Origin of the sequence: Ruegeria sp., assembly GCF_965199275.1 — a bacterium.
Lineage (GTDB): Bacteria > Pseudomonadota > Alphaproteobacteria > Rhodobacterales > Rhodobacteraceae > Ruegeria.
On record NZ_CBDAQX010000022.1, the window covers coordinates 480962 to 505561 of the forward strand.

Consider the following 24600-nt stretch of genomic DNA (forward strand, 5'->3'; position numbering starts at 1 on the left):
GCCCAGATGCTTACTTGCGCGGGTTCAGCATACCCGGCAGATCAGCCCGCATCTTCATCGGCGGTTTCACCTGAGCTGCAAACCAATTGGGAACGGCCAGCAAGGGCTTGAGCAGCGGGTTACCGTTCACCTGCGCCTTGAGCTTTTCGAACTGCATCACGTTTTCGATCCGGCGGTCCAGAAAGGCCCAACTGTTCTGGTGATCCGGCGAATCATCCCCCAGCCAGAACAGAAGCGTCGACGAATAGACCCCCGACAGGGTGGCGCGCTTGGTATACCAGTTCACATCGTCCGACGTATCGCCCAGCGCGTCCCAAATCAGATCGCAAGTCCCCCAAACGGCCTTGGCCCCGTCTGCCGCGTGGTTGGGCAGTGAAAACAGGGTCATGCCCCGGCGCACCAGCTCCTTGTCCTCGACCGCCTCAAGCCGGAACCGAACGGCGGCGGCAACCTTTTCGCGAAACTTCAGCTCGCTCATGTCAGTGGACTTGATTCTGTCCAGCATGACCTGATCGCCCCGCGCGTGGTAGGCCAGCGCCAGATCGACCGCGCCGCGCGGGCAGATCGCACGGGCCAGACCGTCATCCAGATCGCAATCGAAGACGGCCGCGCGAAAACTGGCCTCAGACCAGCCATCGAACGGGACATGCATCAAGATCGCGTCCAGCAGCTGTTGCTTGGTGTCTTCATATGTGACGGTCATGGTGGGTCTCCGGTGCTTGGGCACAGTACTAGACAAGATAGAGCTGCTTTGCTATACGGCCAACTCCTGCAATTTCCTTGCAACTCTATCTAGAAAGGTGGTGACAACCACATGCAGGTTAGTGTTCGCGACAATAACGTCGATCAGGCGCTTCGTGCCCTGAAGAAAAAGCTGCAGCGCGAAGGCGTGTTCCGTGAAATGAAGCTGAAGCAACATTTCGAGAAACCGTCCGAGAAAAAAGCGCGCGAGAAGGCTGAAGCGATCCGTCGTGCCCGTAAACTGGCACGTAAGAAAGCACAGCGCGAAGGTTTGCTCTAAGCACCTGACGCTCGTCCAGCTTTGGATGACACTATTTGACGACCCCCGAGGCATCGCCCGGGGGTTTGTCGTTTCTAAGTGCGTTTTTGCCCGCACCCCCGCACAACCAGTGCGATAACTCGCCGAGTCTTAGTCTCGCCCCTTTCTCGGCGTTTTCCAGCGCAGCGAATCTGCGTCCAACTGCGTCGTCTCGCCGAAAAGTGCCGATTTTCATCGCCTCTCTGTTCATGTGTTTGGAGGCCCCGATAACTGGGCTCGTCCACTCAGACAAAACATAAAACGGAGGCAAAAATGTCTACAGCAAGTGAAGTAGAACGAGAGATGCTGGCGCTCATCAACCAAGAGCGCACATCCCGCGGTCTGGACCCCCTGCAACTTGAAAGACAGCTTAACGAGTCATCAGAAGACCACAGCGCATGGATGCTGAATACGGACCGGTTCAGCCACACCGGATCGGGCGGATCCAGCGCAACCCAGCGCATGCAGTCGGCCGGTTTCGATCTGGAAGGCAGCTGGCGCACGGGCGAGAATATCGCCTGGCAATCCGAGCGCGGCGCCCCAGGCATCAGCGATGATGTCGCGCAACTTCATCAGAACCTGATGAACAGCCCTGGCCACAGGGCCAACATTCTGAACCCCGAATTCAAATACATCGGGATCGGCGTTGAGACGGGCGACATGCAGGGCTTTGACGCGGTCATGGTGACGCAGAACTTTGCCACCACTGACGCAGAGGTCATTCTGGACAGCGAAGACACCGCGATGACCCCGCCCCCGGCTGAAGATCCTGTTCCCGAGGAACCGGAAACAGATGTGACCGAAACCGAAGACCCAACTCCGGAACAACCGGTGACTGATGTGACCGAGACGGAAGATCCGGAACCGGAACAGCCTGAGACTGATGTCACAGAGACAGAGGACCCGGAACCCGAGCAGCCCGAAACTGACGTCACAGAGACAGAGGACCCGGAACCCGAGCAGCCCGAAACTGACGTCACAGAGACGGAAGACCCAGAGCCCGAGCAGCCTGAAACTGACGTCACCGAGACCGAAGACCCGGAACCGGAACAGCCCGAAACCGATGTCACCGAGACCGAGGACCCGGAACCCGAACAGCCCGAAACTTACGTCACAGAGACCGAAGATCCGGAACCTGAGCAGCCAGAGACCGATGTCACCGAGACCGAGGACCCTGATAGCGGTTGTTTCCTGACTTCCGACCTTTTTGTTGATCTGACTGGGTTTTTGGTTTGTTTTCAGGTGTGGTTGCTCAGAGGCGCGTTGTAGTGCCCCATTAATATAAAAAGTATTGACATGGGCCTTCAGATGGCTAACCTCTTCGCCCATGTTCATCCGCACCAAACATGACGCAAAGCTCAACCGCACACGGATCCAGATCGTTGAATCCGTCCGCACCGGCTCCAAGGTACGCCAGAAGATCCTGCGCCATGTGGGTGTGGCCCATAACGACAGCGAGATTGAGGATATCAAGCGTCTGGCGGGCCGCTTGATGGAGCAATTACGCATTGATCGCTCGCCGCAAATGGAACTGTTCACGCCCACGGAATATGCCGATCTGCAGGCGCTGGTGCGCCGCGCTCCGCGGCCGGACAAGCTTGGCGTTGATCTTGCCGAGTGCCGTGAGGAGGCGCGGGTCTCTCTGGGTCTGCGGGATGTCATGGGGACGATGTATGACCAACTGGGTTGGGGGGCCCTTCTGGGGGCGGCGCGTAAAAGTGCCAATCGCATTGTGAAAGAGCTGGTTATGGCGCGGATCGCACAGCCCGAGAGCAAGCGCGCGACCGTGGAGGCGTTGGAGAACCAGGCAGGCATCACGCTCAATCTGGACGTGGTCTATCGGAGCATGGATTACATCAATACGCCGGTGATAGACGGGATTTGCAAAACCTCTCACGCGGCGGCAGAGAAGTTGCTGGGCGGGCCAGTGACCGTGCTGTTCTACGATTGCACGACCCTGGCCTTTGACACCGAGCGCGAGGACCCGGCCGAGGATGCGGACGGGGTCGAGCAGGATCATCTTCTGGCCAAGGGCTTCAGCAAGGATGGCAAGCATCACCGCGCTCAGGTCATGCTGGCGCTGATCGTCACCTCCGATGGGCTGCCTGTGGGCTATGAACTCTTCCCGGGAAACACCTGGGAAGGTCATACGCTGGAAGCTGCGCTGAAGGCGTTGGAGGGACGCTTCGACGTGGCCAGGGTCACGTTCGTGGCCGATGCCGCCATGCTCAGCAAGGACAACCAGCAGATGTTGCAGAACAAGGGTCTGCCCTACATCCTCGGCTATCGCATGAAGTCCGCCCCGGCCGCCGTGAAGGCGAACATTTTGAGCCCGGAGGGACGCCAGCCTTGGGCTGGACACGGTTCTGAAGAGGCAACCGAGAAGGGCTGGTACAAGGTGATCGACCAGGAGGGAGCGCGGGTCATTGTGACCTGGTCACCCACCCGGGCACGCAATGATGCCCACAAGCGCGACAAGGCAATCGAAAAGCTGCACAAGAAGCTCAAGCGCTCTCGCAAACCCGGCAGCTTCAGCAGCCGGGGATATGGCCGCTTCCTGGCCTTCCCCGACAGCGGGGACGTCACGCTGGATGATGCAAAGATCAAGGCAGCGGCACAATGGGACGGGCTGCATGCCATTGTTGTTCATGGTGCGGACGAACTGGAGGCACAGGACGTCATTGCCCGCTATCACCAGTTGTGGGAGATCGAAGCCTGCTTCCGCACCAACAAGCACGATCTGAAAATCCGGCCCATCTATCACTGGTCGCCGCGTCGGGTCCGGGCCCATATCGCCATCTGCTACATGGCCTTCTGCTGCCTGCAGCACCTGCGCAAGCATCTGGACCTGCTCGGACACCCGATGAGCCCGGCTCGTATCCGCAACGAGTTGAACGCATTGCAGCTCTCGATCCTGCGCCACAAAGGCACCCCTGACCGCTACGGCATGCCAAGCCATGCCACGGTCGATGCCAGACGCATCCTCACCTGCGTCGGCCTGACCTGGAACGAAGCCCCTTTCAAGATACCCCCCGGGCGCACCCGAAAAACTGGCCAGACCAAAGCCTGAGCTCCCTCAACACTCCGAAACAATCGCTGGCGAAAAAAGTCCGTGTAGTGCCTTTTGGCAACCAAGGCATAATAATATCAATGACTTATACGAAAAAATGTCGGAAGTCAGGAGCAGCCCGAAACTGACGTCACAGAGACGGAAGACCCAGAGCCCGAGCAGCCTGAAACTGACGTCACCGAGACCGAAGACCCGGAACCGGAACAGCCCGAAACCGATGTCACCGAGACCGAGGACCCGGAACCCGAACAGCCCGAAACTTACGTCACAGAGACCGAAGATCCGGAACCTGAGCAGCCAGAGACCGATGTCACCGAGACCGAGGACCCTGATAGCGGTTGTTTCGACGTCGCAGCTTTCCTCGCCGAAATTGAGGCGTTCATTCAACAGCTGCAGACGCAGTTGGATCAATTCGCTTGGAATGGTGACGTCATGACTCCGGACGAACCCGCGGACGACTTGGATCTGGTGATGGTCGACGATATGGATCCATCTCAGGACGACACGTCGTGCCCGGAGATGGCGTCTGACGACTCCGGAGACGTCTTCTTAGTCAACTTCTTCAATTTCGATTGCATGATGGACGTCGCCTGACGGCCAAACATGATGCGAGGCAGTCCGCTGCCTCGCATCTACACAGCGCGATTAGTAGATCTTGGGTACGTGTAGCTCGTCGGGCAGAACGCGGCGTTCGTAGTCCGGATTGTAGCGGCGATCGGGCAGATTGACCCTTTCATGCGGAACATCTGTATAGGGGATCATGGTCAGAAGATGCTCGATACAGTTCAGACGCTCGCGTTTCTTGTCATTACCTTCCACAATGTACCACGGCGCCTCGGGGATATTTGTGCGGAAAAACATATCCTCTTTCGCCTTGGTATAGGATTCCCAGCGGATGCGGGATTCCAGGTCCATCGGCGACAGCTTCCACTGTTTCATCGGATCATGGATGCGCATGAGGAATCGCAGTTGCTGTTCTTCATCCGTGATCGAGAACCAGTATTTCAGCAAGATGATCCCCGAGCGCACCAGCATACGTTCGAATTCCGGAACGTCCTGAAAGAACTGCTCAACCTGATCTTCGGTCGCAAAGCCCATCACCCTTTCCACGCCTGCACGGTTGTACCAAGACCGATCGAACAAAACGATCTCACCGGCCGCAGGCAGGTGCGGTACGTAACGCTGGAAATACCACTGGCTTTGTTCCCGGCGGCTGGGGGCAGGTAGGGCGACCACACGCGCCACCCGCGGATTGAGGCGCTGGGTGATCCGCTTGATCACACCACCCTTGCCCGCACTGTCACGGCCTTCGAACAGGATACAGACCTTGGCACCCGTGTGCTGAACCCAGTCCTGCACCTTGATCAACTCGGCCTGAAGGCGTAGCAGGTTTCGAAAATAGACCTTTCGGTCCAGCATGTCCGGATGCTGTTCCCGATAGATCTTGCGAACTTCCATCGACAGCATCGGCTCGCTGAATTCGATCTCGAAGTCTTCATCCAGCGTATCTTCCAGCTCAGCCTCCAACCAGTCTTTGGGGGCGCCATCGTTTTCGTAGGCCAAGGTCAACTCCTTATTATTCTTCGGGTTCCCACCCTGGCAGGTTTGTGTAACCGCCTGATGTCATCAGATGAATTGATGACATCGCACTGCCGGGATCAGGGGGAGGCGCAGCGCGAGGGTCTCGTCGTCTCAATTTTGGACGCCCTGCCCCGGGGATACAAGCCGTAGAATTGACGCAAGGCAGTCCTTTGACTTTCTGCGCGCAGAAAATAGGCGCCGTTCACACCGGTAGGGCGGTTGTCTTGAACACCGTGCGCAAAGCGAACGAACTTTGCATCTGCGCCACTTTGGGCAGCCGTGACAGGTATTGGCGGTGGATCCGCGCGAAATCCTCGGTATCTTCGGCCACCACTTTCAGGATGTAGTCAGCGGTTCCGGCCATCAGGTGGCATTCCAGAACGTCCGGGATGCGCGAAACCGCTTTTTCGAACGCGTCCAGAACTTCTTCGGCCTGGCCCTGCAATGTGATCTCGACAAAGACAGTTGTCGGCACATTCATCTTGCGCGCATCCAGCAAAGCCACGTAATTGCGGATATAGCCGTCAGCCTCAAGCCTTTGTACCCGGCGATGGCAGGCCGAGGGGGACAGATTCACCTGCTCTGACAGCTCGGCATTCGACATCCGGCCATTGCGCTGCAGCGCAGAAAGTATCTTCCGATCCGTCGTGTCTAGGCTCATTACTGCAAGTCCTTTGCGAGATTTTAGCAGTTTACGCGAAAATCTTCCGACAAAAAACACTAAGCCCCGTCTTGTTTCACAAAAATTGCGCCTTGAATTGCACATAATTTAGGCAGTTTATGAACGGAGACGGTGCAGATGAAAATCGGTTGCCCCAAGGAAATCAAACCCCAGGAATTTCGCGTCGGCATGACGCCCAACGCCGCTCAGGAAGCTGTTGCGCGCGGACACGACGTGCTGATCGAATCTGGTGCCGGCATTGGCGCTGGATTTGACGATGCCGCCTATGTCGCCGCTGGCGCGGGCATCGTGGACACCGCAGAAGAGGTTTTTGCCACGGCCGACATGATCGTGAAGGTCAAAGAACCTCAGGCCGGTGAGCGCAAGATGCTGCGCGAAGGCCAGTTGCTGTTCACCTACCTTCACCTCGCCCCGGACCCGGATCAGACCCACGACCTGCTGGCCTCGGGTTGTACCGCAATCGCCTATGAGACCGTCACGGACGCAAGCGGTGGTCTTCCTCTGCTGGCGCCCATGTCCGAGGTTGCCGGCCGTCTGGCGCCTCAGGTCGGGTCGTGGACCCTGCAGAAGGCCAATGGTGGCCGAGGCGTGCTGATGGGCGGCGTTCCCGGCGTAGGTCCGGCCAAAGTCGTCGTGATTGGTGGTGGGGTCGTTGGTACCCACGCGGCCAAGATCGCTGCAGGTATGGGCGCAGATGTGACAGTTCTTGATCGCTCGCTGCCTCGGCTGCGCTATCTGGATGACGTATTTGGCGGGCAATTCAAGAACCAATATTCGACGGCTGGCGCGACGGCTGAACTGATCCAGGACGCCGATATGGTGATCGGAGCCGTTCTGATCCCAGGCGCAGCTGCTCCGAAACTGATCAGCCGCGAGCAACTGTCGACGATGAAGCCCGGTGCGGTGCTGGTGGACGTGGCTATCGACCAGGGCGGCTGCTTTGAAACCTCACGCGCAACGACCCATGCCGATCCGATTTATGAAGTCGATGGTGTGATGCATTATTGCGTCGCCAACATGCCGGGCGCGGTGGCCCGAACCTCGACCATCGCTTTGGGTAACGCGACGATGCCGTTCATGCTGGCACTGGCGGACAAAGGTTGGAAACAGGCGTGTCAGGACGACCCCCACCTGCTGGCGGGTCTGAACGTTCACGCCGGGCAACTGACCTACTATGCGGTGGGCAAAGCCCTTGGCATCGACGTTGTCTCCCCGAATGTGGTGATCAAGTCCTAACAACTCCCGCCCCTGAAATCGCCTTTTTACCAAAAGGCGATTTACAGCGTTGGGCATAGCGCCGCGCCTATCGGCGCGGCGCGGTTGGTTTTGAATGACACCCCATCCGCAAAAACGAAAGCGCCGCACGAAAGTGCGGCGCTTGGCCCAACGGGAGGAGGGCATTTCCAATGCCCGCGCGACGGGCGGGAGCGTTCAGCCCTCTTTGTGGATCTCAACCGAATGTGGGTAGGGGATCGAGACGCCCTTCGCATCGAAGGCTTCTTTCACAGCTTTGGTCAGCTCGAATTTCACATCCCAATAGTCCGCCGCTGAGCACCACAGACGTGCGGTCAGATCGACCGAGCTATCGCCGAGATTGGTCACACGCACCCAAGGCTCGGGGTCTTTGTGAATACGCTCATCCGCGTTCGCCACGTCCAGAATGATCTTCATCGCCTCATCCGCACTGTCGCCGTAGTCGATACCGAACACCAAATCCACACGGCGCGTGTCATGCGCCGAGTAGTTGGTGATGATCGACCCCCAGGATTGCCCGTTTGGCACGATGATCTGCACATTATCCGGCGTCACCAATTCGGTCGTGAACAGGTTGAGGTCTTTCACCGTCCCTGCTGTCCCGCCGATGTCGACAAACTGGCCCAGTTTATACGGCCGGAACACGACCAGCATCACACCTGCTGCCAGGTCGCTGAGTGTCCCCTGCAGCGCCAAACCAATCGCCAGAGACGCGGCACCCAGAATGGCCACAATGCTTGTCGCCTGGATCCCAAAAATCCCGAGAACAGCAACCAGAACCATGGCCAGGATCGCCCATTTGACAAGGCTGGCCATGAAGTTCCCTAGTGTCGGGTCGATCTGCGGCGTTGCGTTGATGCGCCGCCGCACCATGCCAGCGATTGCTCCAGCAAGGATCCAGCCCAAAATCAGTACGATCAACGCCTTGACCGCGCTCATGATCAGAGGCGCAAAAGCACCCACCTGTGTTGCAACTTCATCCACGCGCATTTCCTTTCTCAAACATCAATCCCGCGGCTTTCGCGCGGGACTCGCTGAATTGTGAGTGAAAAACGCAAATCGGTCTAGGTGCGAGTTGCGGCAGTTTTCCCCATTGTTCGCCAGCAAACAACGGGTGACCTACACTGCACAGCTTGGGGGGCTGACAAATAAACGACTCCGTGCCTAACTCGAATGGAACCGCCCGAACAGGAGCTTTCGCATGCTGGACACCGCCTCTTTCCCGATCATGGCCAAATGGCCGCCGCAACACCCCGATCGCCTTCAGCTTTATTCCTTCCCGACACCCAACGGGGTCAAAGCCTCGATCATGTTGGAAGAAACCAGCCTGCCTTATGAGGCACACAAGGTCACCCTGGCCGATGCCGATGTCAAAAGCCCCGAGTTTCTATCGCTGAACCCCAACAACAAGATCCCCGCGATCATTGACCCCAATGGTCCTGATGGCTCCCCCATCGGCGTGTTCGAGAGTGGCGCGATCCTGCTCTATCTGGCCGAGAAAACCGGGCAGTTCATCGGCCAATCCGCCACCGACAAACATCGCATTACCCAATGGCTGATGTTCCAGATGGGTGGCCTTGGGCCGATGCTCGGACAATTGGGCTTTTTCTACAAATTCGCCGGCAGCGAGATCGAAGACCCCCGCCCGCGCGAGCGCTATATCAACGAAGCCAAGCGCCTGCTAAACGTCCTGAACCAGGAACTCGAGGGTCAGGACTGGATCGCCGGAGACTACTCGATCGCCGATATGGCTATCGCACCCTGGCTGCGCGGGCTGGATTTCTATGGCGCTAAAGAGGTCGTTGGGTGGGATGACCACGCCAATCTCACCGCCTATCTAGATCGGTTCCTTGACCGCCCCGCCGTGCAAAAAGGCTTGGTGACACCTGCCCGCGATTGACACCAAAAGGGCTTGCGACCATCCCGGCGCGCAAGCCCTTTGGCAACCTAGCCCGGCAGTGCGCCGGTCAGAACATAGCGCAGGATCTCCACCACCTGGCGCGGTTCCTCCGCAACTGCCAGCGCGGCGGCATCGACCTCTTTCAACGCGTGCTGATGATCGGGGCCGTGCAGCACAATGATCGACTTGCCCAACGCAGCCGCGTAGCCTGCGTCAAAGGCAGCGTTCCACTGCTTGTATTTGTCACCGAACCGGACAACCACAACATCCGCATCCGAGATTCCCTTACGCGTCCGGATCGCGTTCACCATCGCTCCCTTGTGGTCGTGCCAATACTTGTTCGGCTCTGCGCCCAAGACGGCGACACCACAATCATCACTGGCCGCGTGATCGGTCACTGGGCTACTGAACGTGACATCCAGCCCCTCAGCACCCGAAATGATCTGCTCGCGCCAATCGGTGTGAATCTCACCAGAAAGATAAACTTTCAACATCTTGCGTTTCCTCCCATGAAAAAGGGGCGCATTCGCCCCTTCATCTTTCTAAAAATCTTGTGACCGAGGGTGGATCACCCTTAGCCGCGCAGAACGCCGCCTGTGGCTTTTGACACCTTGGCAATGATCTTCTCTGCCACGGCCTCGATATCCTTTTCCTTCAACGTCGCCTCTTTTGGCTGCAAACGTACAGTGATGGCCAGAGATTTCTTGCCCTCACCCAGGCTACCTCCGATGAACTCATCAAAAACGCGAACGTCTTCGATCAGGGCCTTATCGGCCCCCGCCGCAGCGTTCACCAAAGTCAGAGCTTCGACAGTATCATCGACCACAAAGGCAAAGTCACGCTCGACGGCTTGCAGATCGCGCAGTTCCAGCGCGGCGCGGGTTGCGCCGGATTTACGAGGCAGCGGCACCTCATCCGGCCAGATGGTGAATGCCATCGCCGGGCCTTTGATATCCATCGCCTGCAGGATGCGCGGGTGCAACTCACCAAACACGCCCAGAACCTTTTTCGGGCCGAGGCAGATCTTGCCGTGACGACCCGGATGCCACCAGGTGTCTCCGTCGCGCAGGATCTGAACCTTCGCCGGAGCGCCGATTGCGGCCAGAACTGCCTCGGCATCCGCTTTGGCGTCAAAGAGGTCAACCGGCCGGGACGCCCCGTGAACATCCTTTGGACCGCTACGGCCGACCAGCAGGCCGGAAATCTGTGTCTTTTGATCACCGGGCTCGCCGTCATGGAAGACAGGGCCGACCTCGAACAAGGCCACGTCAGCATAACCGCGTGCCTGATTGCGCGCCGCCGCTTGCAACATGCTTGGCAGCAGGTCCGGGCGCATATGGCTCATCTCGGATGAGATCGGGTTTTCCAGACGCGTCGCATCATCTCCGCCGCCGAACAGCGCAGCCGAGGCCTGATCAATGAAGGTATATGAGACGCATTCGTTATACCCCAACGCGGCACAGGTACGTCGCGCCATCGACTGACGACGCTGTGTCGGGGTCATTACGGGCTTGGGAATGCCATCGGTCACGCGCGGCAAGGGCTTGCCCTGCAGCTTGGTCAAAGACGCGATCCGCGCGACCTCTTCCACCAGATCGGCCTCACCCATGACATCTGGACGCCAGCTGGGCACATGCGCCATCTCGCCTTCCAGACGGAAGCCCAGACGCGTCAGGGTCTGGCGCTGCTCGCTTTCAGGAATATCCATCCCGACCAAAGACTGCACACGCGCCGCGTCCAGCTTGTAGGCTCGTGCATGGTTCGGAGCCTTGCCAGCCTCAACCACTTTGGACACCTCACCGCCGCAGATATCCAGGATCATCTGCGTCGCCTGCTCCAAACCTTCCAGAGTATATTCCGGATCGATCCCACGCTCGAACCGATAGCGCGCGTCCGAGTTGATCTTGAGTGCACGACCGGTCAGTGCGATTTGCACGTGATCCCAGAACGCGCTTTCGAGGAAGACGTTCACGGTCTCGTCAGTACAACCAGTTTCCTCACCGCCCATGATACCGGCGATGGATTCAGGCCCGTTGTCGTCCGAGATCACCATCATGCCGGGTTGCAGCGTGTATTCTTTCTCATCCAGTGCCACCAGTTTCTCACCGCCCTTGGCACGATGAACGCGCAGGTTGCCCTGTACCTTGTCCGCGTCAAACACGTGCAGCGGGCGGTTCTGGTCGTAGGTCATGTAGTTTGTGATATCGACTAGGGCCGAGATCGGACGCAGACCAATTGCCTTCAACTGATCCTGCAACCACTGGGGGCTGGGACCATTCTTCACGCCACGGATCAGACGGCCGGTGAAATGCGGCGCGCCGTCCAGCGTATCCTCGTCAATTGTCACTTTGATTGGGCTGTCGAAATCGCCCGGCACTGGCGCATAGGCGCGCTCTTTCAGCGTGCCAACGCCGCGCGCAGCCAGATCCCGCGCAATACCTGCAACTCCCAACGCATCCGGGCGGTTCGGGGTGATCGCAATCTCGATCATCGGGTCGACTTTCGAGGGTTCATTCTCGGCCAGCCAGTCGACGAACCTGTCGCCAACCTCGCCTGAGGGCAGCTCGATGATGCCGTCATGTTCATCCGACAGCTCCAGCTCGCGCTCCGAGGCCATCATGCCAAAGCTCTCAACGCCTCGGATCTTGCCGACGCTGATGGTGATATCCAGACCGGGGATATACATGCCCGGCTTGCAGACCACGACGGTGATGCCTTCGCGCGCGTTTGGGGCACCGCAAATGATCTGCAAATCGCCCTCATCCGTCGCCACCGTGCAGACGCGCAGCTTGTCGGCGTCGGGGTGTTTCTCGGCATGTTTCACATGGCCCAAGGTAAAGCCCGCCAGACGGTCCGCCGGGTTCACGATCTCTTCGACCTCAAGGCCAAGATCGGTCAGCGCCTCAGTGATCTCTTCAACCGACGCATCGGTGTCGAGGTGGTCTTTCAGCCAGGACAGAGTGAATTTCATTGCTCGGGGCCTTTTTTGGCAAACATCCAGTCGGCACAGGCAATGGCAAAGATTGCGCCAAGGTGCAAGCGCTGCGGGTCACGGATAGGTGGGGGTGCGGCCCAAAAGCTCGTCCAATTGCCGTCCGATCCAGCCATGGGGGATGAAATGCCCGCCGGGATGGGTATCCAGCACCACCTGCCCCTGCGCGCAATCGGTCCATTCCACCCGGCTGAGGGTCAGGATCGGTACCACGCTCCAATCGTCGCGCGGGGTTGCGTCGTGGCAGTCGTATTTCGCGCGCCAAAGGGCCACTGGATAGGTCGTGTCGCCATTCGCGCCATAGGGAAAATCCATCACCGTATCGCTGAGGCCGTGGACATGGCGCGCCTCACTCGGGGCTTCGGGACAATCCTCGGTCTGGCGAATGCTGCCGGCGACGGCCAGCAAAGCGGCGACGTCATTGCCCGACTGGCACACATAGCGCCACGCCATCGCGCCGCCGAACGAATAGCCCGAGACATAGATACGTTCTGGGTCAACTGGATAGCGCTTGGCGACATCCTCCAACACGCGGTCGGCAAAGGGCACATCACCCGTGCCCGAGGTCCAGAAATCCCAGCTTTTGCCCAGCCCGTTCGGGGCCACCAGTAAAACGCCCCGCAGCTTGGTCGCGCCTGCGATCCGTTCATGGTTCACCACCACGGTCCCCTGCCGCGCCCAGCCGTGGAAATGCAGCAATACGGGCAAAGGGGTTTCGCCATCCCACCCCTCAGGCTCCAGCACATGGTATGAGCGGTCGCCGACCTCACAGGCCGTATCGCCATGGCAATCGGATTTCCAAGGCCCCATGGCGAGTGCCGGGGTTGCGACCAGCAAAAAAAGAAGCAGTCGATAGATCATAGGCCGGAGCCTAGCCGCCTGACGCCAACTGTCACGTCACAACCCTGTGGGAACCTGTAACAAGCCGCGCTGTCGCCAGACCGCGGGATGGCGATCCTTGGTCTGTGCTAGGCACTTTATGCCCGCCAAATCCGAGTGCTGTTTGAGCGTTGCGCGGGCGGAGACAAATCGCCAGCCCGTCCGGGCGGTCTGGCGATAGAGCGGCGGCCTATCGGCCTTTGCCCCGCGCCTTTTTGTCCAGTTTTTTCACCGCATCTTGCACATTTGAAATACGGTTTACTTTTTCGCGCTTGTCTAAGAACTGAATTCCCAGCCGTATGTAGCCGACAAACAAACCTGGAATAGCGGCCAACAATATGATGAAGCCAAGAATGACGGACAACGGTCCAAACAGTGCCATTGCAATATGGGTCAATGCAATCGGTCCAAAGAGCAAGCCCAGCACCCACAAAAAGGGCGCATTTTTGACTCGATCACTCCACCAATCGAAGTAGCGCGCGAGATATACACCCAGTGGGTACATCTATCTCGACAAACCACCATGCAGGTTCGGCATATCCAGCGCTGCAAACCCGTAATGCCGCAGCCAGCGCAGGTCGGAATCAAAGAACGCCCGCAAATCCGGAATACCGTATTTCAGCATCGCCAGACGGTCGATCCCGATGCCGAACGCGAAGCCCTGATAGACCTCAGGATCAATCCCTCCGGCGGCGATCACCTTGGGGTGGACCATGCCGGAGCCCAGAATCTCCATCCAGTCGTCGCCCTCGCCGATCTTCAGCTGACCGTTATCCCATGAACAGCGGATATCGACCTCGGCCGACGGCTCGGTGAAGGGGAAGTGCGAGGCGCGGAAGCGCAGCTCGACATCGTCAACCTCGAAGAAGGCTTTCACGAACTCTTCCAGAACCCATTTCAGGTTCGCCATCGAGATGTCTTTATCAATAGCCAGCCCCTCGACCTGATGGAACATCGGCGTATGGGTCTGGTCATAGTCGGCACGGTACACACCACCCGGACAGATCACGCGGATCGGCGCGCCCTGTTTCTCCATCGAGCGGATCTGCACCGGAGACGTATGGGTCCGCAGCACATGCGGCGGGCGATCATCGCCCTCGCCGCGATGCATATAGAACGTGTCCATCTCGGCCCGCGCGGGGTGGTGACCGGGGATGTTCAGCGCGTCAAAATTATACCAGTCGTCCTCGATCCGAGGTCCTTCAGCCACGGCAAAGCCCAGTTCGGCAAAAATCGCGGTCAATTCCTCGGTCGCCTGGCTGATCGGATGGATCGAGCCCTCACGGCGCGCGCGGGTCGGCAGGGTGACGTCCAGCCATTCGGTGCGCAGACGCTCATCCAGCGCGGCATCGGCCAGAGCGGCCTTTTTAGCGACCAGCGCCGAGTTGATCTCATCCTTCAGGGCGTTCAGCGCCGGGCCTGCGACCTGACGTTCTTCGGGCGTCATCTTGCCCAGCTCGCGCATCTTCAGCGCGACCTCGCCTTTTTTGCCCACGGCAGCGACGCGGATCGCCTCAAGCGCGTTCTCGTCGCCGGCCTCGGCGATTTGGCCCAGATATTTTGCCTTAAGATCGTCCATGACGCCCTCTGAATTTGGTCGCCAACCTGCTATCGGGCCAGCCCCGCGAATGCAAGCGGGACCGGGTGGATCAATAGCTGTATTCGGGGAAAATCCGGGTCAGGTCGCCGTTCCAGTCGCCATTGTAGTGTTCCAGCAACTCATCGGCGGGCACCTTGCCGCTGTCGATGCTTTCCTTCAACGCGTTCAGGAAATGCGTTTCATCCGGGACCAGACCGCCAGCACCGGGGAAAGCACGGGCTTTCAGACCGGCCTCGGAGATCGCCACGACCTCACGCGCCAGATCGTGCATGTTGATATCCCCGACCTGGGCCTGCAACCCGTTTACTGCGGCCTGAACACGCAGCCCCTCGCGGGTTTCAGCATCCCAGCCTTTGACCAGATCCCACGCCGCATCCAGCGCGGTTTGGTCATAGGTCAGGCCGACCCAGAAGGCGGGCAACGCGCACAGACGACGCCACGGGCCACCATCGGCACCGCGCATCTCCATGAATTTCTTGATCCGCGCTTCGGGGAAAGCCGTGGTCAGGTGGTCGGCCCAATCGGACAGGGTCGGTGTCTCACCCGGCAGAGCGGGCAGCTCGCCCTTCAGGAAGTCGCGGAAGGACATGCCCAGCGCGTTGATATACTGGCCGTCGCGATAGACGAAATACATCGGCACATCGAGCGCGTATTGCACGTAGCGCTCGAACCCGAAGCCCTCTTCGAACACGAAAGGCAGCATGCCGGTGCGCGCATCGTCCAGATGCCGCCAGATGTGGCTGCGCCAACTTTTCTGGCCGTTCACCTTGCCCTCAAAGAACGGGGAGTTCGCGAACAGCGCCGTCGCCACCGGTTGCAGCGCCAGCGCAACGCGCAGTTTCTGCACCATGTCGGCCTCGGATCCGAAGTCGATATTGACCTGAACCGTGCAGGTCCGGCGCATCATGGCGCGGCCCATGGTGCCAACTTCTTCCATGTAGTCGTTCATCAGCCGATAGCGCCCCTTGGGCATCAGCGGCATCTCTTCATGGGTCCAGATCGGAGCCGCGCCCAGACCGATGAACCCCACGCCGATCTCATCGGCGATATCCTTCACCTCGCGTAGGTGGGTGTTAACCTCATCGCATGTCTCGTGGATCGTCTCGAGCGGAGCGCCTGACAATTCCAGCGCGCCGCCGGGTTCAAGGCTGACATTCGCGCCGTCTTTTTCAAGACCGATCAGGTGGCCCGCTTCGCGCACCTCGGCCCAGCCATGGCGGTCGCGCAGCCCTTCAAGCACCGCAACAATGGACCGTTTGCCTTCGAAAGGCAGCGGTTTGAGGGTGTCTTTGCAATAGCCGAACTTCTCATGCTCGGTCCCGATACGCCAATCGGCCTTGGGCTTGCAGCCCGATTCCAGATATTCGGCCAATTGCTCGTGGCGCTCGATCGGACCGCCGCCGGACTGAGGGATGGACATGAACCGATCTCCGATCCTGATGTGTCTGTCTTATCGGTCAGTCCTGAGCGCAAACCGCGCCAGTGTCAATGCAGCCGAAGGTGGGCCGGGCGTGAGGAGGTTTTTTCCCAGATCACCACCGGATGGCGTGACCCGCCGTGGAGTTCGGCCAGCATCTGTTGCGTTTTCAACCCCGGCAGCGCCGAGAACACATCGAACAGCGCCTCGGCCCCTTCTGCATTCACAGGAATGTGAAGCGTCGGTTGCCCCGGTTGGTCCAATACCCAATGCGCCGGGCTTGAGGTCGGATCAAGCGCGAGTCGCTCGATCTCGCGCGTTGCCACCATGCCGCCATCCAGCGGGCCGAGATAGGTGATCTGCCCCTCGTCGACGCTGACCACGCCCTGCCCGCCTGCGTCGGTGCGGAACCGGGCACGCTGCACGCCGATCACGGCCAGAGCGACTGCGACAGCCACCAATACCCAGCCCAGAACACCCAGCAGACCGCCGGGTCCACTGACCCAGCTGAGGCCCAGAACCAGAACAAAACCGGCAGCGACAACCTCGCGCCAGCGCCATAGGGCCAATTTGGCTTCGGGTCGAATGAAACTCATATCGGTGTTCCTGTTTCAGCGCTTGGACGTGATGGGCGATCCCCAGTCCCCTCAAAATCGGCCCGAGCGGAGCATAGTTCAAGAGGGTTCTTCGTATCTCGGACTAGTCCCGGAAGGCGCGATCTTTGACGCGGATCACCGGTTTGGTCAGATACTCCAGCACCGTCTTCGGCTCAGACAGCATATCGACCTGCGCAACCATGCCGGGGATCACTTCCAGTTTCTGCCCATCCGCATCGGTCAGAGAGCCGTCCAACTGGATTTCGACCACATAGACCGAGGTTTCCCCATCCGGTGCCAGAATCGTATCCGCGCCGATCCGTGTCACCCTCCCATCCAGCGCGCCATAGCGCGAGGCATCATAGGCCGTGATACGGACCTTCACATCCTGATCGGGCCGGATGAAGGCAATGTCATCGGGGGCCACATAGGCCTCGACCGTGACGGTGTCGCCAAAGGGCACGATCTCGGCCACGGTCTGGCCTTGCTGCGCCACTCCGCCCAGCGTCGAAATCAACACCTGGTTGACCACACCTCGCGCCGGGGCCCGGATTTCCGCACGCGCCAGTCGGGCCTGAAGCGCAGGAATGCGGGTTTCAAGCGCAGCCAGCCCGGCCTGCGTTTCGGTCAACTCCCGGTTCGCGATCGAGCGAAATTCACGCTTGCGGGCGACAATCTGGCTGTCGATCTCGGTCAGGGCAGCCTGCGCCATCAGGATGCGGTTTCCGGCGTCACTTAACTGCCCGTTCTGGCGGCTGAGTTCCCGGCGCAGGTCGATCATGGCGATGGGGCTTTCGATCCGACGCTCGACCAGAGGCTGGATCACGCTGATCTCTTCTTCGAGCAGGCCGATGGTCTCATTGTTCACATCCTTGCTGATCCGGGCGGCCTCGATCTCGGCCAGCTTGATCTCACGCCGGGCGTCCAGAACCTCAAGATCGGCGGTCAGATGTGCTGCCATAGCCAGGAACAGATCCCGTTCCGCGTCGAGCAGTTTGCCCTCGACTCCCTCACGATCAGGCATGTCGAACGGCTCTCCGGCAATCTGCGCCTCAAGCCGGGCGCGGCGCAGGCGCAGGGCGGTGGCCTCGGATACGGCGGTGTCCAGCTCGGCCCGCAACAGCGCAGGGTCGAAGCGCATCAGAACGTCCCCGGCCTCAACCGTGTCGCCCACGCGGATGTTGATCTCGGTTATGGTGCCGGTTTCCGCTGCCTGAACCACCTGCACAAGCTGCGAGGGCACCACGCGCGCCTCGGCCCGCGTTACATCGTCGATCTCGGTGAAATAGGCCCAGGTCAGCACGACGGCCAGCAAAGTCACGACCGACAGCAGGATCAGGCCACCGGCGGCACCACGCCTGCCGCGCAGCTCGCGCGCTGTTGCGGTGAAATCTGCCCCGGCCATCCTTACGCCTCCTTCACGGCGCGTGCCGCCGGGCGGTTGCGGACCAGCATATCGTCTTTGCTGCCGTCATAAGTGACTTTGCCGCCGTTCAGGACAATCACCCGGTCCACCAATTGCAACAGGCTGGTTCTGTGCGTCACCAGCACCAGCGTCCGGTCATCGGACAGCCAGCCTTTCAGGTTTTCGATCACCTGCGATTCCGTCTGCACATCCATGCCCGAGGTCGGCTCGTCCATCACGAGCGTCGGCGGATCACCAATCAGCGCCCGCGCGATGGCCACCGCTTGACGCTGCCCGCCGGACACGCCAGCGCCGCCCTCATGCACCTGCATGTCGTAGCCATGCGGATGCGCCGCCGCGATGCGGTCGGCCAGAGAGATAGCGGCCTTGCTGTGAACCTCATCATCCGTCACGCCAAAGCGCCCGGCGATGATGTTCTCGCGCAGCTTACCCGAGAACAGCCAGCAATCCTACAACACCGCCCCGATATTGCGCGTCTTGTCTGCCGGATCCACGGCGCGGGCATCCAGACCGTCCAGCAGCACCGCGCCGTCATCGGGTTCGTAGAGGCCCAGAATAAGGCGCGCCAGTGTGCTTTTGCCCGACCCGACCGGGCCGAGAATAGCGACCTTCTCACCGGGTTTGATCGACAGGTCGATATCCTTGAGGATCGAGCCCAACGCCTCATCATAGGCAAAGCTGACGCCTTTGAACTCGATCTGTCCCGCAATCGTGCGGCGCGAAAGATAGCGGCGACCGGCCTCACGCTCGACCTCCTGCTGCATCAGCGCGTCGATCTGGCCATAGGCGACCCGCGCCTGATTCAGCCGCGTCAGCACCTGCGCCAATTGCGACAGAGGGGCCAGCGTCTTGCCCGTCAGGATCACGCAGGCGATCAGCGCGCCCATCGAGATCACGCCGTCCCGGATCAGGAATACGCCGTAGAATACAATGGCAACCTGCGCGATCTGCTGCACCAGAAGCGTCAGGTTCACCGTGCCCTGAGACACCAGCCGCGTCTTGCCGGAACTATCCGCCTGCGCCCGCACCGTATCGTCCCAGCGCGCGCGCATGACCGGTTCCGCCCCGGTGGTCTTGAGCGTCTCCATCCCTGTCAGGGTTTCCATCAGAACGGATTGCTTGGTCTGCCCATCGACACTGGATTCGCGCGCATAGCGGCTAAGGAACGGCTGCGCGAGCAAGCCGGAAAGCAAAGTAATCGGCACCGCAATCGCCGGGACCAGCGCCAGCGGGCCGCCGATGGCCCAGATCACACCGATAAACACCAGCAGGAACGGCAGATCAACCAGCGCGACCAGAGAAGCCGAGGTGAAAAAATCCCGCACCACCTCAAAATCCCGCAGGATCGAGGCCATGCGCCCGTTCTGCCCGCCCCGCGCCTTCATCTTCAGCGCCATGAGTTGATTGAACAGACGCTCAGCAATCTTCATATCCGCGCGCTTGCCCGCCGTGTCGATAAAGCGCGACCGCAGGTTCTTAATCAGAAAGTCGAACAGCAGCGCGAACCCGACCCCGGCGACCAGCGCCAACAGGCTGTCCACCGCGTCATTCGGCAGGATGCGGTCATAAACCACCATGGTAAACAACGACGTCGCCAGCCCCAGAATACTGGTCACCATCGCCGCGAGGATGATCTGAACATACACGCCACGCAAATCGCTGAACGCCGACCAGAACCAATGGCCTTGCGGGGTCGTTCGATCCTCGTCCGAGCGGCGGGCGCGTGAGGCGCGCAGAATCCAGCGCGCTTTTGCAATACGCTGGTCCTTGCGTCGCCAGATCTGAGGCTCAGCGGATCCGCTACTGGCGTCAATGACCAGAAAACGGTCCTTGTCTTCACGGTCGAGAACCACAAACGGCACCCCATCCGCGTCGAAGGCCACAACCGGGAACAGGATCGGGTCCAGCTTGGTCAACCGCGCCTTGCCGAAATCGGCCTTGTACCCTGCGGCCTCAAGCGCGCTGACCGCGTCTTTGACTGCGTAAGTCTCGTTGTTGCCTTTGAAAACGCGAAACAAATCCGCCTCGGACAGCCCGTGGCCCAACCGCTCTGTCAAAAGCTGAAGATGTGTGATCAGCGGGTCTGTCGCGGTTGGGGTCATGGGGATATCACAAGGTTGGATCAGTCGGTTGTGCGACGCCCAGCGCGTCCAGAATATCGCCTGTCACCGCAAGCACCGCATATTCAGCCCGGCGCGCCTGTGCCTCAAGCTGGATGACCCGGACCTGCGCCAGGTTCAGCTCGCGCAGAGCGTCCAGAATTTGCACGATGGTCGAACGCCCGATGTTGAACTGCCCCCGCGCCGCATCAAGCGCCTGTTCGTTGATCTCAACCGCCCGGCGGGCCGTCGCAAGACGCCGCTGGATCGAGTTCGTCTCTTCCAGTGCCTGAGACAGATTGCGCTGCAACTCGCGGCGCAGCTCTTCTGCATCGGCCTCACTCTGCTGCAGATTGGCCCGTGCCGTTTCTACATTGGCGCGAGCCGATCCGCCCTGATAGATCGGGACATTGACGCCCAGACGGGCCTGCGCCCCGTTGTCGATACTGCCTTCGTTAAAGTCGGTCTCAAGGATCGCGGACAGGGTCGGGCGAGTGGCGCGCTCGGCCACGACAACCTCTTGCTGACGCACCTCACTGACGGCGACCTGTGTGCGCAGACGCGGGCTGCGTTCGACCATAGCCTGCGAGGTTGTGCCCGCCAGAACCGGGGCCGGAGGGATCGTTGGAATAGCACTCGGGCGGCTGCCGAACACTTCGATCCAGGTGGCGGTTGCCAGTTCGACATCTGTTTCGGCCTGCGCCAGCTCGGTTTCTGCATTGGACTGACGGCCCTGACCCGCCAGCAGATCCGCCACCGATCCGGCACCGGCATCGAACCGGGATTGCAAATCGCTAACCAACGCCTCGGTGCGTTCAAGGTTTTGTCGGGCCTGATCTTCAAGACGACGGTTGCGGTCAAGGTCAATGATGGCCTCAATCGCCTCAAAGCTTTGGGCGCTGAGCTCAGACAATTCGCTCAACCAGGTCTGGCGCGCCTCGATCTGGCGCAGCCCGACACGGCCTGAAACCTTGCCGCCGTCATAGATGATCTGGCTTAGGCGCAGGATCGGAACCGTATCCCCATCGGACGTTAGAGAAGTTTCGGCGTTCAGCTGGGGTCGGAACGCGCCCTTTTCAGCCTCGATACGAGACTGCGAGGCCAGAACATTGGCGGTGCCTGCTGCGGTCGTTGGCGACGTCGCTACGGATCTGCGCACAAGCTCCGCAAATTCCGTGCGTGCGACACTACCCTTAAGGTTGCTTTGCGCCGCCGCAGGCTTCGCGGCGGGTTCGGCTGCAGGGTCAAACGATTGCGTGCCCTGCAAATCCTCACTGCACCCCGCCAAAACGAGTGTGGTCATCACAACCGACAACCAAGTCTTCATGGTGCCAACGCTCCTGGTTTTAGTTCAGCACCCTCCAGAAGATCATCGGTCAATGCATCCAGAAAGGCGCGGTCCTCCTCTCGCGTTACAGGAGTATTTTGCGGTTGGGAAGCAACCTTGGGCCTTGCCGTTCTTTTTAATTGAGTGCGTGACAATAACTGCGCATATGCCGCCCCCAGCGCACCTGATTTCGCAAGCTCAGACAGGGTATCTGCTGGCAGAGCGCGCAGGGCGTCCTCATCCGTTTGGAACAGCTGGCCCGTGTCACTGGCTTGCTGTGGGGTCGGTTGCAGAATACCCGCCTCATGCAACGCAGCACCAATTTTACGCAGCGCATCCAAGCCTTTGACAAAACGAGAGAACGCGTTGGCAACCGGCTCTAACCTCGGGTGCAATTGCGCACCATCGTAAATCGGGTGCCCGGTTTCGCCGATACAGTCAGGGTCTTGCCAGATGCCAAGCACGAAACTGCCCGTGTCCGGCAGAAGGGTGAACGGATACATGCGTAGCAAGAACGGCACATGGTTGAATTTCAGCCCGGCGTCCGAACACAAGGGCGCAAGCGCGTGCCACTTGCCGTTGGCCTGCGCAAAATACCATGGCATCTCAAGCGTTACCGAGGACAGTTCCGACGCTCCGACCAGAACCGAGGGCACATGATCCACAAAACCAAAATCGGAAGGACTGCGCCAGTGCAAACCGGCGCAGTCCTTGTGAGTCAGAGGTCGCGGCATGATCGCGACGGGTGAAGTCATAGGCACCCTCCTGGGCGTTAAACCAACTCGGACGCGGGCGGCAGGTCGATCTCGGAATAGACCAGGAAGCCGTCGAGGTTGTATCCACCCAGATTGCTGCCCGAAAGTCCGCTGACATCCGCGTTGGTTAAGCTCGCGATTGTGTCGCCAAGAGTATAGTTCGCCCCCGGTGCGCCACCTTCGATCAGATCCTGCAACACCGCGTTGCCGCTTTGATCGAAGAACAGAGCGTATTCGCCCGGTCCAATCGGATCAAATGTTGCCGCAATCGAGTCCAGATCCCCCTGATTGGTCGCATCGTCGACCTCCCAAGCGATCGAGAACACCGCCAGATCTTCTTCGACCACAATGCGGTCACCGGAATCTTCGCTATCGGTGAAGCGGAAGCCGTTGATCACATTGGTACCCGAGTCGGCTGGGTCGATATAGATGAACGCACGGTCCTCTGCTGGGGTGCTTCCCGCGATATCAACCGTGTCATCGTCACCCCCGAGGATGATGGCTGCGTTGCCGCCACCATTGAAGGTCACGGCATCATCGCCGCCGCCCGCCTCAATCCAATGATCGACGCCTTCGATACGGATATCCTGCGCCGCATCGTCTGAGACAACGATTAGATCACGATCTCCGATGCCGAGCGAGTAGTCGATCGCCCCTTCATTCGTGGCGCTGTCGAGCATTGCAGCAAAGTCGGCAAACGGAATTCCAAGATCCGTCAGTGACCAAACCGGGCTGCCATCCAAGGTCAGGGTAGCTGCGTCGACCGTGCCGAACAGAACCTCGTTGCCGGGCGTACCTGACAAGGACAACCCGCTGCCAGTGACCGACAAGGCGTAGTTTTCCGCCGCACCGACTTCGAAGAATGTAAACTCGGTCGTCGATTGCGTCTGCAGGAATTCGGTGATGTCCGACGCGATCAGGGCAAGGTTCCCCGCGCCGGTGATCGTCAGCGTGGCCGGATTGTTCATCCGCCCCGGTGTCAGCGACAGAAGCTCCTCCGCGATCGAGTTTTCAAGGTCCTGTGCGCGCCATCCGACCAGTGTTACAGAGTCGTCAGGGCTGAGGTTGAAGCGCAGGGACGGCTGACCGTCGAAGATGACATCCTCATAGTCCGGTAGCCCGAATTCAAAGGCACCATTCCGAGCTTGCAGTTGATCGACGTCGATGTCGAAATTGTAGACGACATCATGACCCTCACCCACAATGAAGATGTCCTCGGACGCACCGCCCGTATAGGTATCGACACCGCCGCGCCCTTCGAGGACCGAGCCGGTATCCGCCGCCGTCAGTGTGTCGTCGCCGGTACGTGAGCCGCGAACTTCTTCCACATTCGACAGGGTGTGAGTAAATGCCTGACCGTCCCATGTACCGGTCGCGATCCCTGTTGCCAGGTTCACGGTCACGCCGGTGGTGACATCGCCGCGGTCATAACGCACGACGTCATACCCGCCAGCCGCATCCAGAACATCGGTGCCCGCACCCAGAATGAAACGCTCATCCCGGTCCGAGCCGGTCACGTTGTCATCCTCGTCAAAGGTCCGCAGTTCAATCCGGCCACCCGAACCAGTCACGTTCAGGTCAATGGACCCACCTGCAAAGGTGATGTCGCCGGTATCGAGGTTTGCAGTCGTCGCGCCACCGCCCGTATCAATGCGGATGATGCCCGAGTTCAGATTGGCGTTAATGGTGTCATTGCCGCCCGCATAAAATGCTCCGAACCACGAGAAACCGCTGCCCTGAGTGATGTTGATCGTGTCATCCCCAGAGGTGCTCGAGATCCCCAGACCAAAGGCTTCGCCAGCTGCAAGCGGATCGGTGATGGTATCCACGCCATCGCCGCCCTTGTGTCGAGAACATTCTGAATTGTCCGGTGTAGGTAACATGCCAATTGTCCGCTTCAGTTGATTGCGCGGTGGCCCAATTCGGAGGGAGCCGTAGGCGACCGTAGATTTGGGCCACCGCGTTCGCGCCACGTCGAAGCGG

21 protein-coding genes and 1 pseudogene are annotated in these 24600 nt (G+C 59.7%); 6 read left to right on the top strand and 16 right to left on the bottom strand.

Going from position 1 to position 24600, the window contains the following annotated elements; genetic code table 11:
- Nucleotides 1-10: 10 nt before the first annotated feature.
- A complete protein-coding gene (locus ACOERD_RS22130; protein WP_419740476.1) occupies nt 11-703 on the bottom strand; it encodes a COQ9 family protein in 693 nt (230 codons plus the stop codon).
- Nucleotides 704-814: 111 nt separating this feature from the next.
- On the opposite strand from ACOERD_RS22130, the gene rpsU reads away from it, so the two are divergent.
- The 4 genes from rpsU to ACOERD_RS22150 all read left to right on the top strand — a co-directional run bounded on the left by rpsU (nt 815) and on the right by ACOERD_RS22150 (nt 4703).
- On the top strand, nt 815-1021 hold the full coding sequence (gene rpsU, locus ACOERD_RS22135; RefSeq protein ID WP_005614280.1) for a 30S ribosomal protein S21: 207 nt from the start codon (nt 815-817) through the stop codon (nt 1019-1021).
- 291 nt (nt 1022-1312) lie between these two features.
- On the top strand, nt 1313-2308 hold the full coding sequence (locus ACOERD_RS22140; RefSeq protein ID WP_419740477.1) for a CAP domain-containing protein: 996 nt from the start codon (nt 1313-1315) through the stop codon (nt 2306-2308).
- 58 nt (nt 2309-2366) lie between these two features.
- Nucleotides 2367-4109, top strand: coding sequence for an IS1634 family transposase (locus tag ACOERD_RS22145; protein ID WP_419737624.1), 1743 nt, complete (start codon nt 2367-2369; stop codon nt 4107-4109).
- A gap of 432 nt (nt 4110-4541) precedes the next feature.
- Nucleotides 4542-4703 carry a hypothetical protein gene (locus ACOERD_RS22150; RefSeq protein ID WP_419740478.1) on the top strand — a complete coding sequence of 54 codons (162 nt, stop codon included), beginning with the start codon at nt 4542-4544 and terminating at the stop codon, nt 4701-4703.
- Between the two features lie 51 nt (nt 4704-4754).
- On the opposite strand, the gene ppk2 is transcribed toward ACOERD_RS22150, so the two are convergent.
- Nucleotides 4755-5672, bottom strand: coding sequence for a polyphosphate kinase 2 (ppk2, locus tag ACOERD_RS22155; protein WP_170379135.1), 918 nt, complete (start codon nt 5670-5672; stop codon nt 4755-4757).
- Between the two features lie 220 nt (nt 5673-5892).
- Nucleotides 5893-6351: an Lrp/AsnC family transcriptional regulator gene (locus ACOERD_RS22160; RefSeq protein WP_170553779.1), complete on the bottom strand. Its 459-nt coding sequence runs from the start codon at nt 6349-6351 to the stop codon at nt 5893-5895.
- Nucleotides 6352-6489: 138 nt separating this feature from the next.
- Between ACOERD_RS22160 and ald the strand changes: the two genes are divergently transcribed.
- Nucleotides 6490-7608, top strand: coding sequence for an alanine dehydrogenase (ald, locus tag ACOERD_RS22165; protein ID WP_170469192.1), 1119 nt, complete (start codon nt 6490-6492; stop codon nt 7606-7608).
- Between the two features lie 195 nt (nt 7609-7803).
- On the opposite strand, the gene ACOERD_RS22170 is transcribed toward ald, so the two are convergent.
- Nucleotides 7804-8565: a mechanosensitive ion channel family protein gene (locus tag ACOERD_RS22170; RefSeq protein ID WP_419740569.1), complete on the bottom strand. Its 762-nt coding sequence runs from the start codon at nt 8563-8565 to the stop codon at nt 7804-7806.
- Nucleotides 8566-8827: 262 nt separating this feature from the next.
- Between ACOERD_RS22170 and ACOERD_RS22175 the strand changes: the two genes are divergently transcribed.
- Nucleotides 8828-9526: a glutathione S-transferase N-terminal domain-containing protein gene (locus tag ACOERD_RS22175; RefSeq protein WP_419740479.1), complete on the top strand. Its 699-nt coding sequence runs from the start codon at nt 8828-8830 to the stop codon at nt 9524-9526.
- A 47-nt stretch (nt 9527-9573) separates the two neighbouring features.
- Here the strand turns inward: ACOERD_RS22175 and ACOERD_RS22180 are convergent, their stop codons facing one another.
- The 12 genes and pseudogenes from ACOERD_RS22180 to ACOERD_RS22235 all read right to left on the bottom strand — a co-directional run bounded on the left by ACOERD_RS22180 (nt 9574) and on the right by ACOERD_RS22235 (nt 24446).
- Nucleotides 9574-10020 carry a YtoQ family protein gene (locus ACOERD_RS22180; RefSeq protein ID WP_170379140.1) on the bottom strand — a complete coding sequence of 149 codons (447 nt, stop codon included), beginning with the start codon at nt 10018-10020 and terminating at the stop codon, nt 9574-9576.
- Between the two features lie 80 nt (nt 10021-10100).
- Nucleotides 10101-12497 (bottom strand): phenylalanine--tRNA ligase subunit beta, encoded by a 2397-nt coding sequence (pheT, locus tag ACOERD_RS22185; protein WP_419740480.1) that lies wholly within the window; start codon nt 12495-12497, stop codon nt 10101-10103.
- Between the two features lie 78 nt (nt 12498-12575).
- Nucleotides 12576-13379, bottom strand: a complete 804-nt coding sequence (locus ACOERD_RS22190; protein WP_419740481.1) for an alpha/beta hydrolase family esterase — start codon at nt 13377-13379, stop codon at nt 12576-12578.
- A gap of 208 nt (nt 13380-13587) precedes the next feature.
- The gene (locus tag ACOERD_RS22195; protein ID WP_419740482.1) at nt 13588-13902 is read right to left on the bottom strand and encodes a hypothetical protein; all 315 of its coding nucleotides are present in this window, start codon (nt 13900-13902) and stop codon (nt 13588-13590) included.
- The gene (gene pheS / locus ACOERD_RS22200) at nt 13903-14976 is read right to left on the bottom strand and encodes a phenylalanine--tRNA ligase subunit alpha (protein ID WP_419740483.1); all 1074 of its coding nucleotides are present in this window, start codon (nt 14974-14976) and stop codon (nt 13903-13905) included. It lies immediately after the preceding gene.
- Between the two features lie 70 nt (nt 14977-15046).
- Nucleotides 15047-16417 (bottom strand): glutamate--cysteine ligase, encoded by a 1371-nt coding sequence (locus ACOERD_RS22205; RefSeq protein ID WP_419740484.1) that lies wholly within the window; start codon nt 16415-16417, stop codon nt 15047-15049.
- Between the two features lie 65 nt (nt 16418-16482).
- Nucleotides 16483-17010, bottom strand: coding sequence for a hypothetical protein (locus ACOERD_RS22210; protein ID WP_170661260.1), 528 nt, complete (start codon nt 17008-17010; stop codon nt 16483-16485).
- Between the two features lie 103 nt (nt 17011-17113).
- Nucleotides 17114-18415 (bottom strand): HlyD family type I secretion periplasmic adaptor subunit, encoded by a 1302-nt coding sequence (locus ACOERD_RS22215; protein ID WP_419740485.1) that lies wholly within the window; start codon nt 18413-18415, stop codon nt 17114-17116.
- A gap of 2 nt (nt 18416-18417) precedes the next feature.
- A pseudogene (locus ACOERD_RS22220) lies at nt 18418-20538 on the bottom strand (type I secretion system permease/ATPase).
- A gap of 7 nt (nt 20539-20545) precedes the next feature.
- Complete coding sequence (locus ACOERD_RS22225; protein WP_419740486.1) at nt 20546-21862, bottom strand: TolC family protein; 1317 nt, start codon at nt 21860-21862, stop codon at nt 20546-20548.
- Nucleotides 21859-22617, bottom strand: coding sequence for a SapC family protein (locus tag ACOERD_RS22230; RefSeq protein WP_419740487.1), 759 nt, complete (start codon nt 22615-22617; stop codon nt 21859-21861). The genes ACOERD_RS22225 and ACOERD_RS22230 overlap by 4 nt, the downstream gene beginning before the upstream one ends.
- Nucleotides 22618-22634: 17 nt before the next feature.
- Nucleotides 22635-24446: a calcium-binding protein gene (locus ACOERD_RS22235; RefSeq protein ID WP_419740488.1), complete on the bottom strand. Its 1812-nt coding sequence runs from the start codon at nt 24444-24446 to the stop codon at nt 22635-22637.
- Between the last annotated feature and the right edge of the window lie 154 nt (nt 24447-24600).

Excerpts from the sequence above, each read along its gene's own strand:
- ACOERD_RS22225 (WP_419740486.1), bottom strand. The coding sequence starts at position 21,862 with ATGAAGACTTGGTTGTCGGTTGTGATGACCACACTCGTTTTGGCGGGG.
- ACOERD_RS22180 (WP_170379140.1), bottom strand. The coding sequence starts at position 10,020 with ATGTTGAAAGTTTATCTTTCTGGTGAGATTCACACCGATTGGCGCGAG.
- ACOERD_RS22160 (WP_170553779.1), bottom strand. The coding sequence starts at position 6,351 with ATGAGCCTAGACACGACGGATCGGAAGATACTTTCTGCGCTGCAGCGC.
- ACOERD_RS22205 (WP_419740484.1), bottom strand. The coding sequence starts at position 16,417 with ATGTCCATCCCTCAGTCCGGCGGCGGTCCGATCGAGCGCCACGAGCAA.
- ACOERD_RS22175 (WP_419740479.1), top strand. The coding sequence starts at position 8,828 with ATGCTGGACACCGCCTCTTTCCCGATCATGGCCAAATGGCCGCCGCAA.
- ACOERD_RS22150 (WP_419740478.1), top strand. The coding sequence starts at position 4,542 with ATGACTCCGGACGAACCCGCGGACGACTTGGATCTGGTGATGGTCGAC.
- ACOERD_RS22145 (WP_419737624.1), top strand. The coding sequence starts at position 2,367 with ATGTTCATCCGCACCAAACATGACGCAAAGCTCAACCGCACACGGATC.
- ald (WP_170469192.1), top strand. The coding sequence starts at position 6,490 with ATGAAAATCGGTTGCCCCAAGGAAATCAAACCCCAGGAATTTCGCGTC.
- pheT (WP_419740480.1), bottom strand. The coding sequence starts at position 12,497 with ATGAAATTCACTCTGTCCTGGCTGAAAGACCACCTCGACACCGATGCG.
- rpsU (WP_005614280.1), top strand. The coding sequence starts at position 815 with ATGCAGGTTAGTGTTCGCGACAATAACGTCGATCAGGCGCTTCGTGCC.
- ACOERD_RS22215 (WP_419740485.1), bottom strand. The coding sequence starts at position 18,415 with ATGGCCGGGGCAGATTTCACCGCAACAGCGCGCGAGCTGCGCGGCAGG.
- pheS (WP_419740483.1), bottom strand. The coding sequence starts at position 14,976 with ATGGACGATCTTAAGGCAAAATATCTGGGCCAAATCGCCGAGGCCGGC.
- ACOERD_RS22210 (WP_170661260.1), bottom strand. The coding sequence starts at position 17,010 with ATGAGTTTCATTCGACCCGAAGCCAAATTGGCCCTATGGCGCTGGCGC.
- ACOERD_RS22130 (WP_419740476.1), bottom strand. The coding sequence starts at position 703 with ATGACCGTCACATATGAAGACACCAAGCAACAGCTGCTGGACGCGATC.
- ACOERD_RS22140 (WP_419740477.1), top strand. The coding sequence starts at position 1,313 with ATGTCTACAGCAAGTGAAGTAGAACGAGAGATGCTGGCGCTCATCAAC.
- ACOERD_RS22195 (WP_419740482.1), bottom strand. The coding sequence starts at position 13,902 with ATGTACCCACTGGGTGTATATCTCGCGCGCTACTTCGATTGGTGGAGT.
- ACOERD_RS22170 (WP_419740569.1), bottom strand. The coding sequence starts at position 8,565 with ATGAGCGCGGTCAAGGCGTTGATCGTACTGATTTTGGGCTGGATCCTT.
- ACOERD_RS22230 (WP_419740487.1), bottom strand. The coding sequence starts at position 22,617 with ATGACTTCACCCGTCGCGATCATGCCGCGACCTCTGACTCACAAGGAC.
- ACOERD_RS22190 (WP_419740481.1), bottom strand. The coding sequence starts at position 13,379 with ATGATCTATCGACTGCTTCTTTTTTTGCTGGTCGCAACCCCGGCACTC.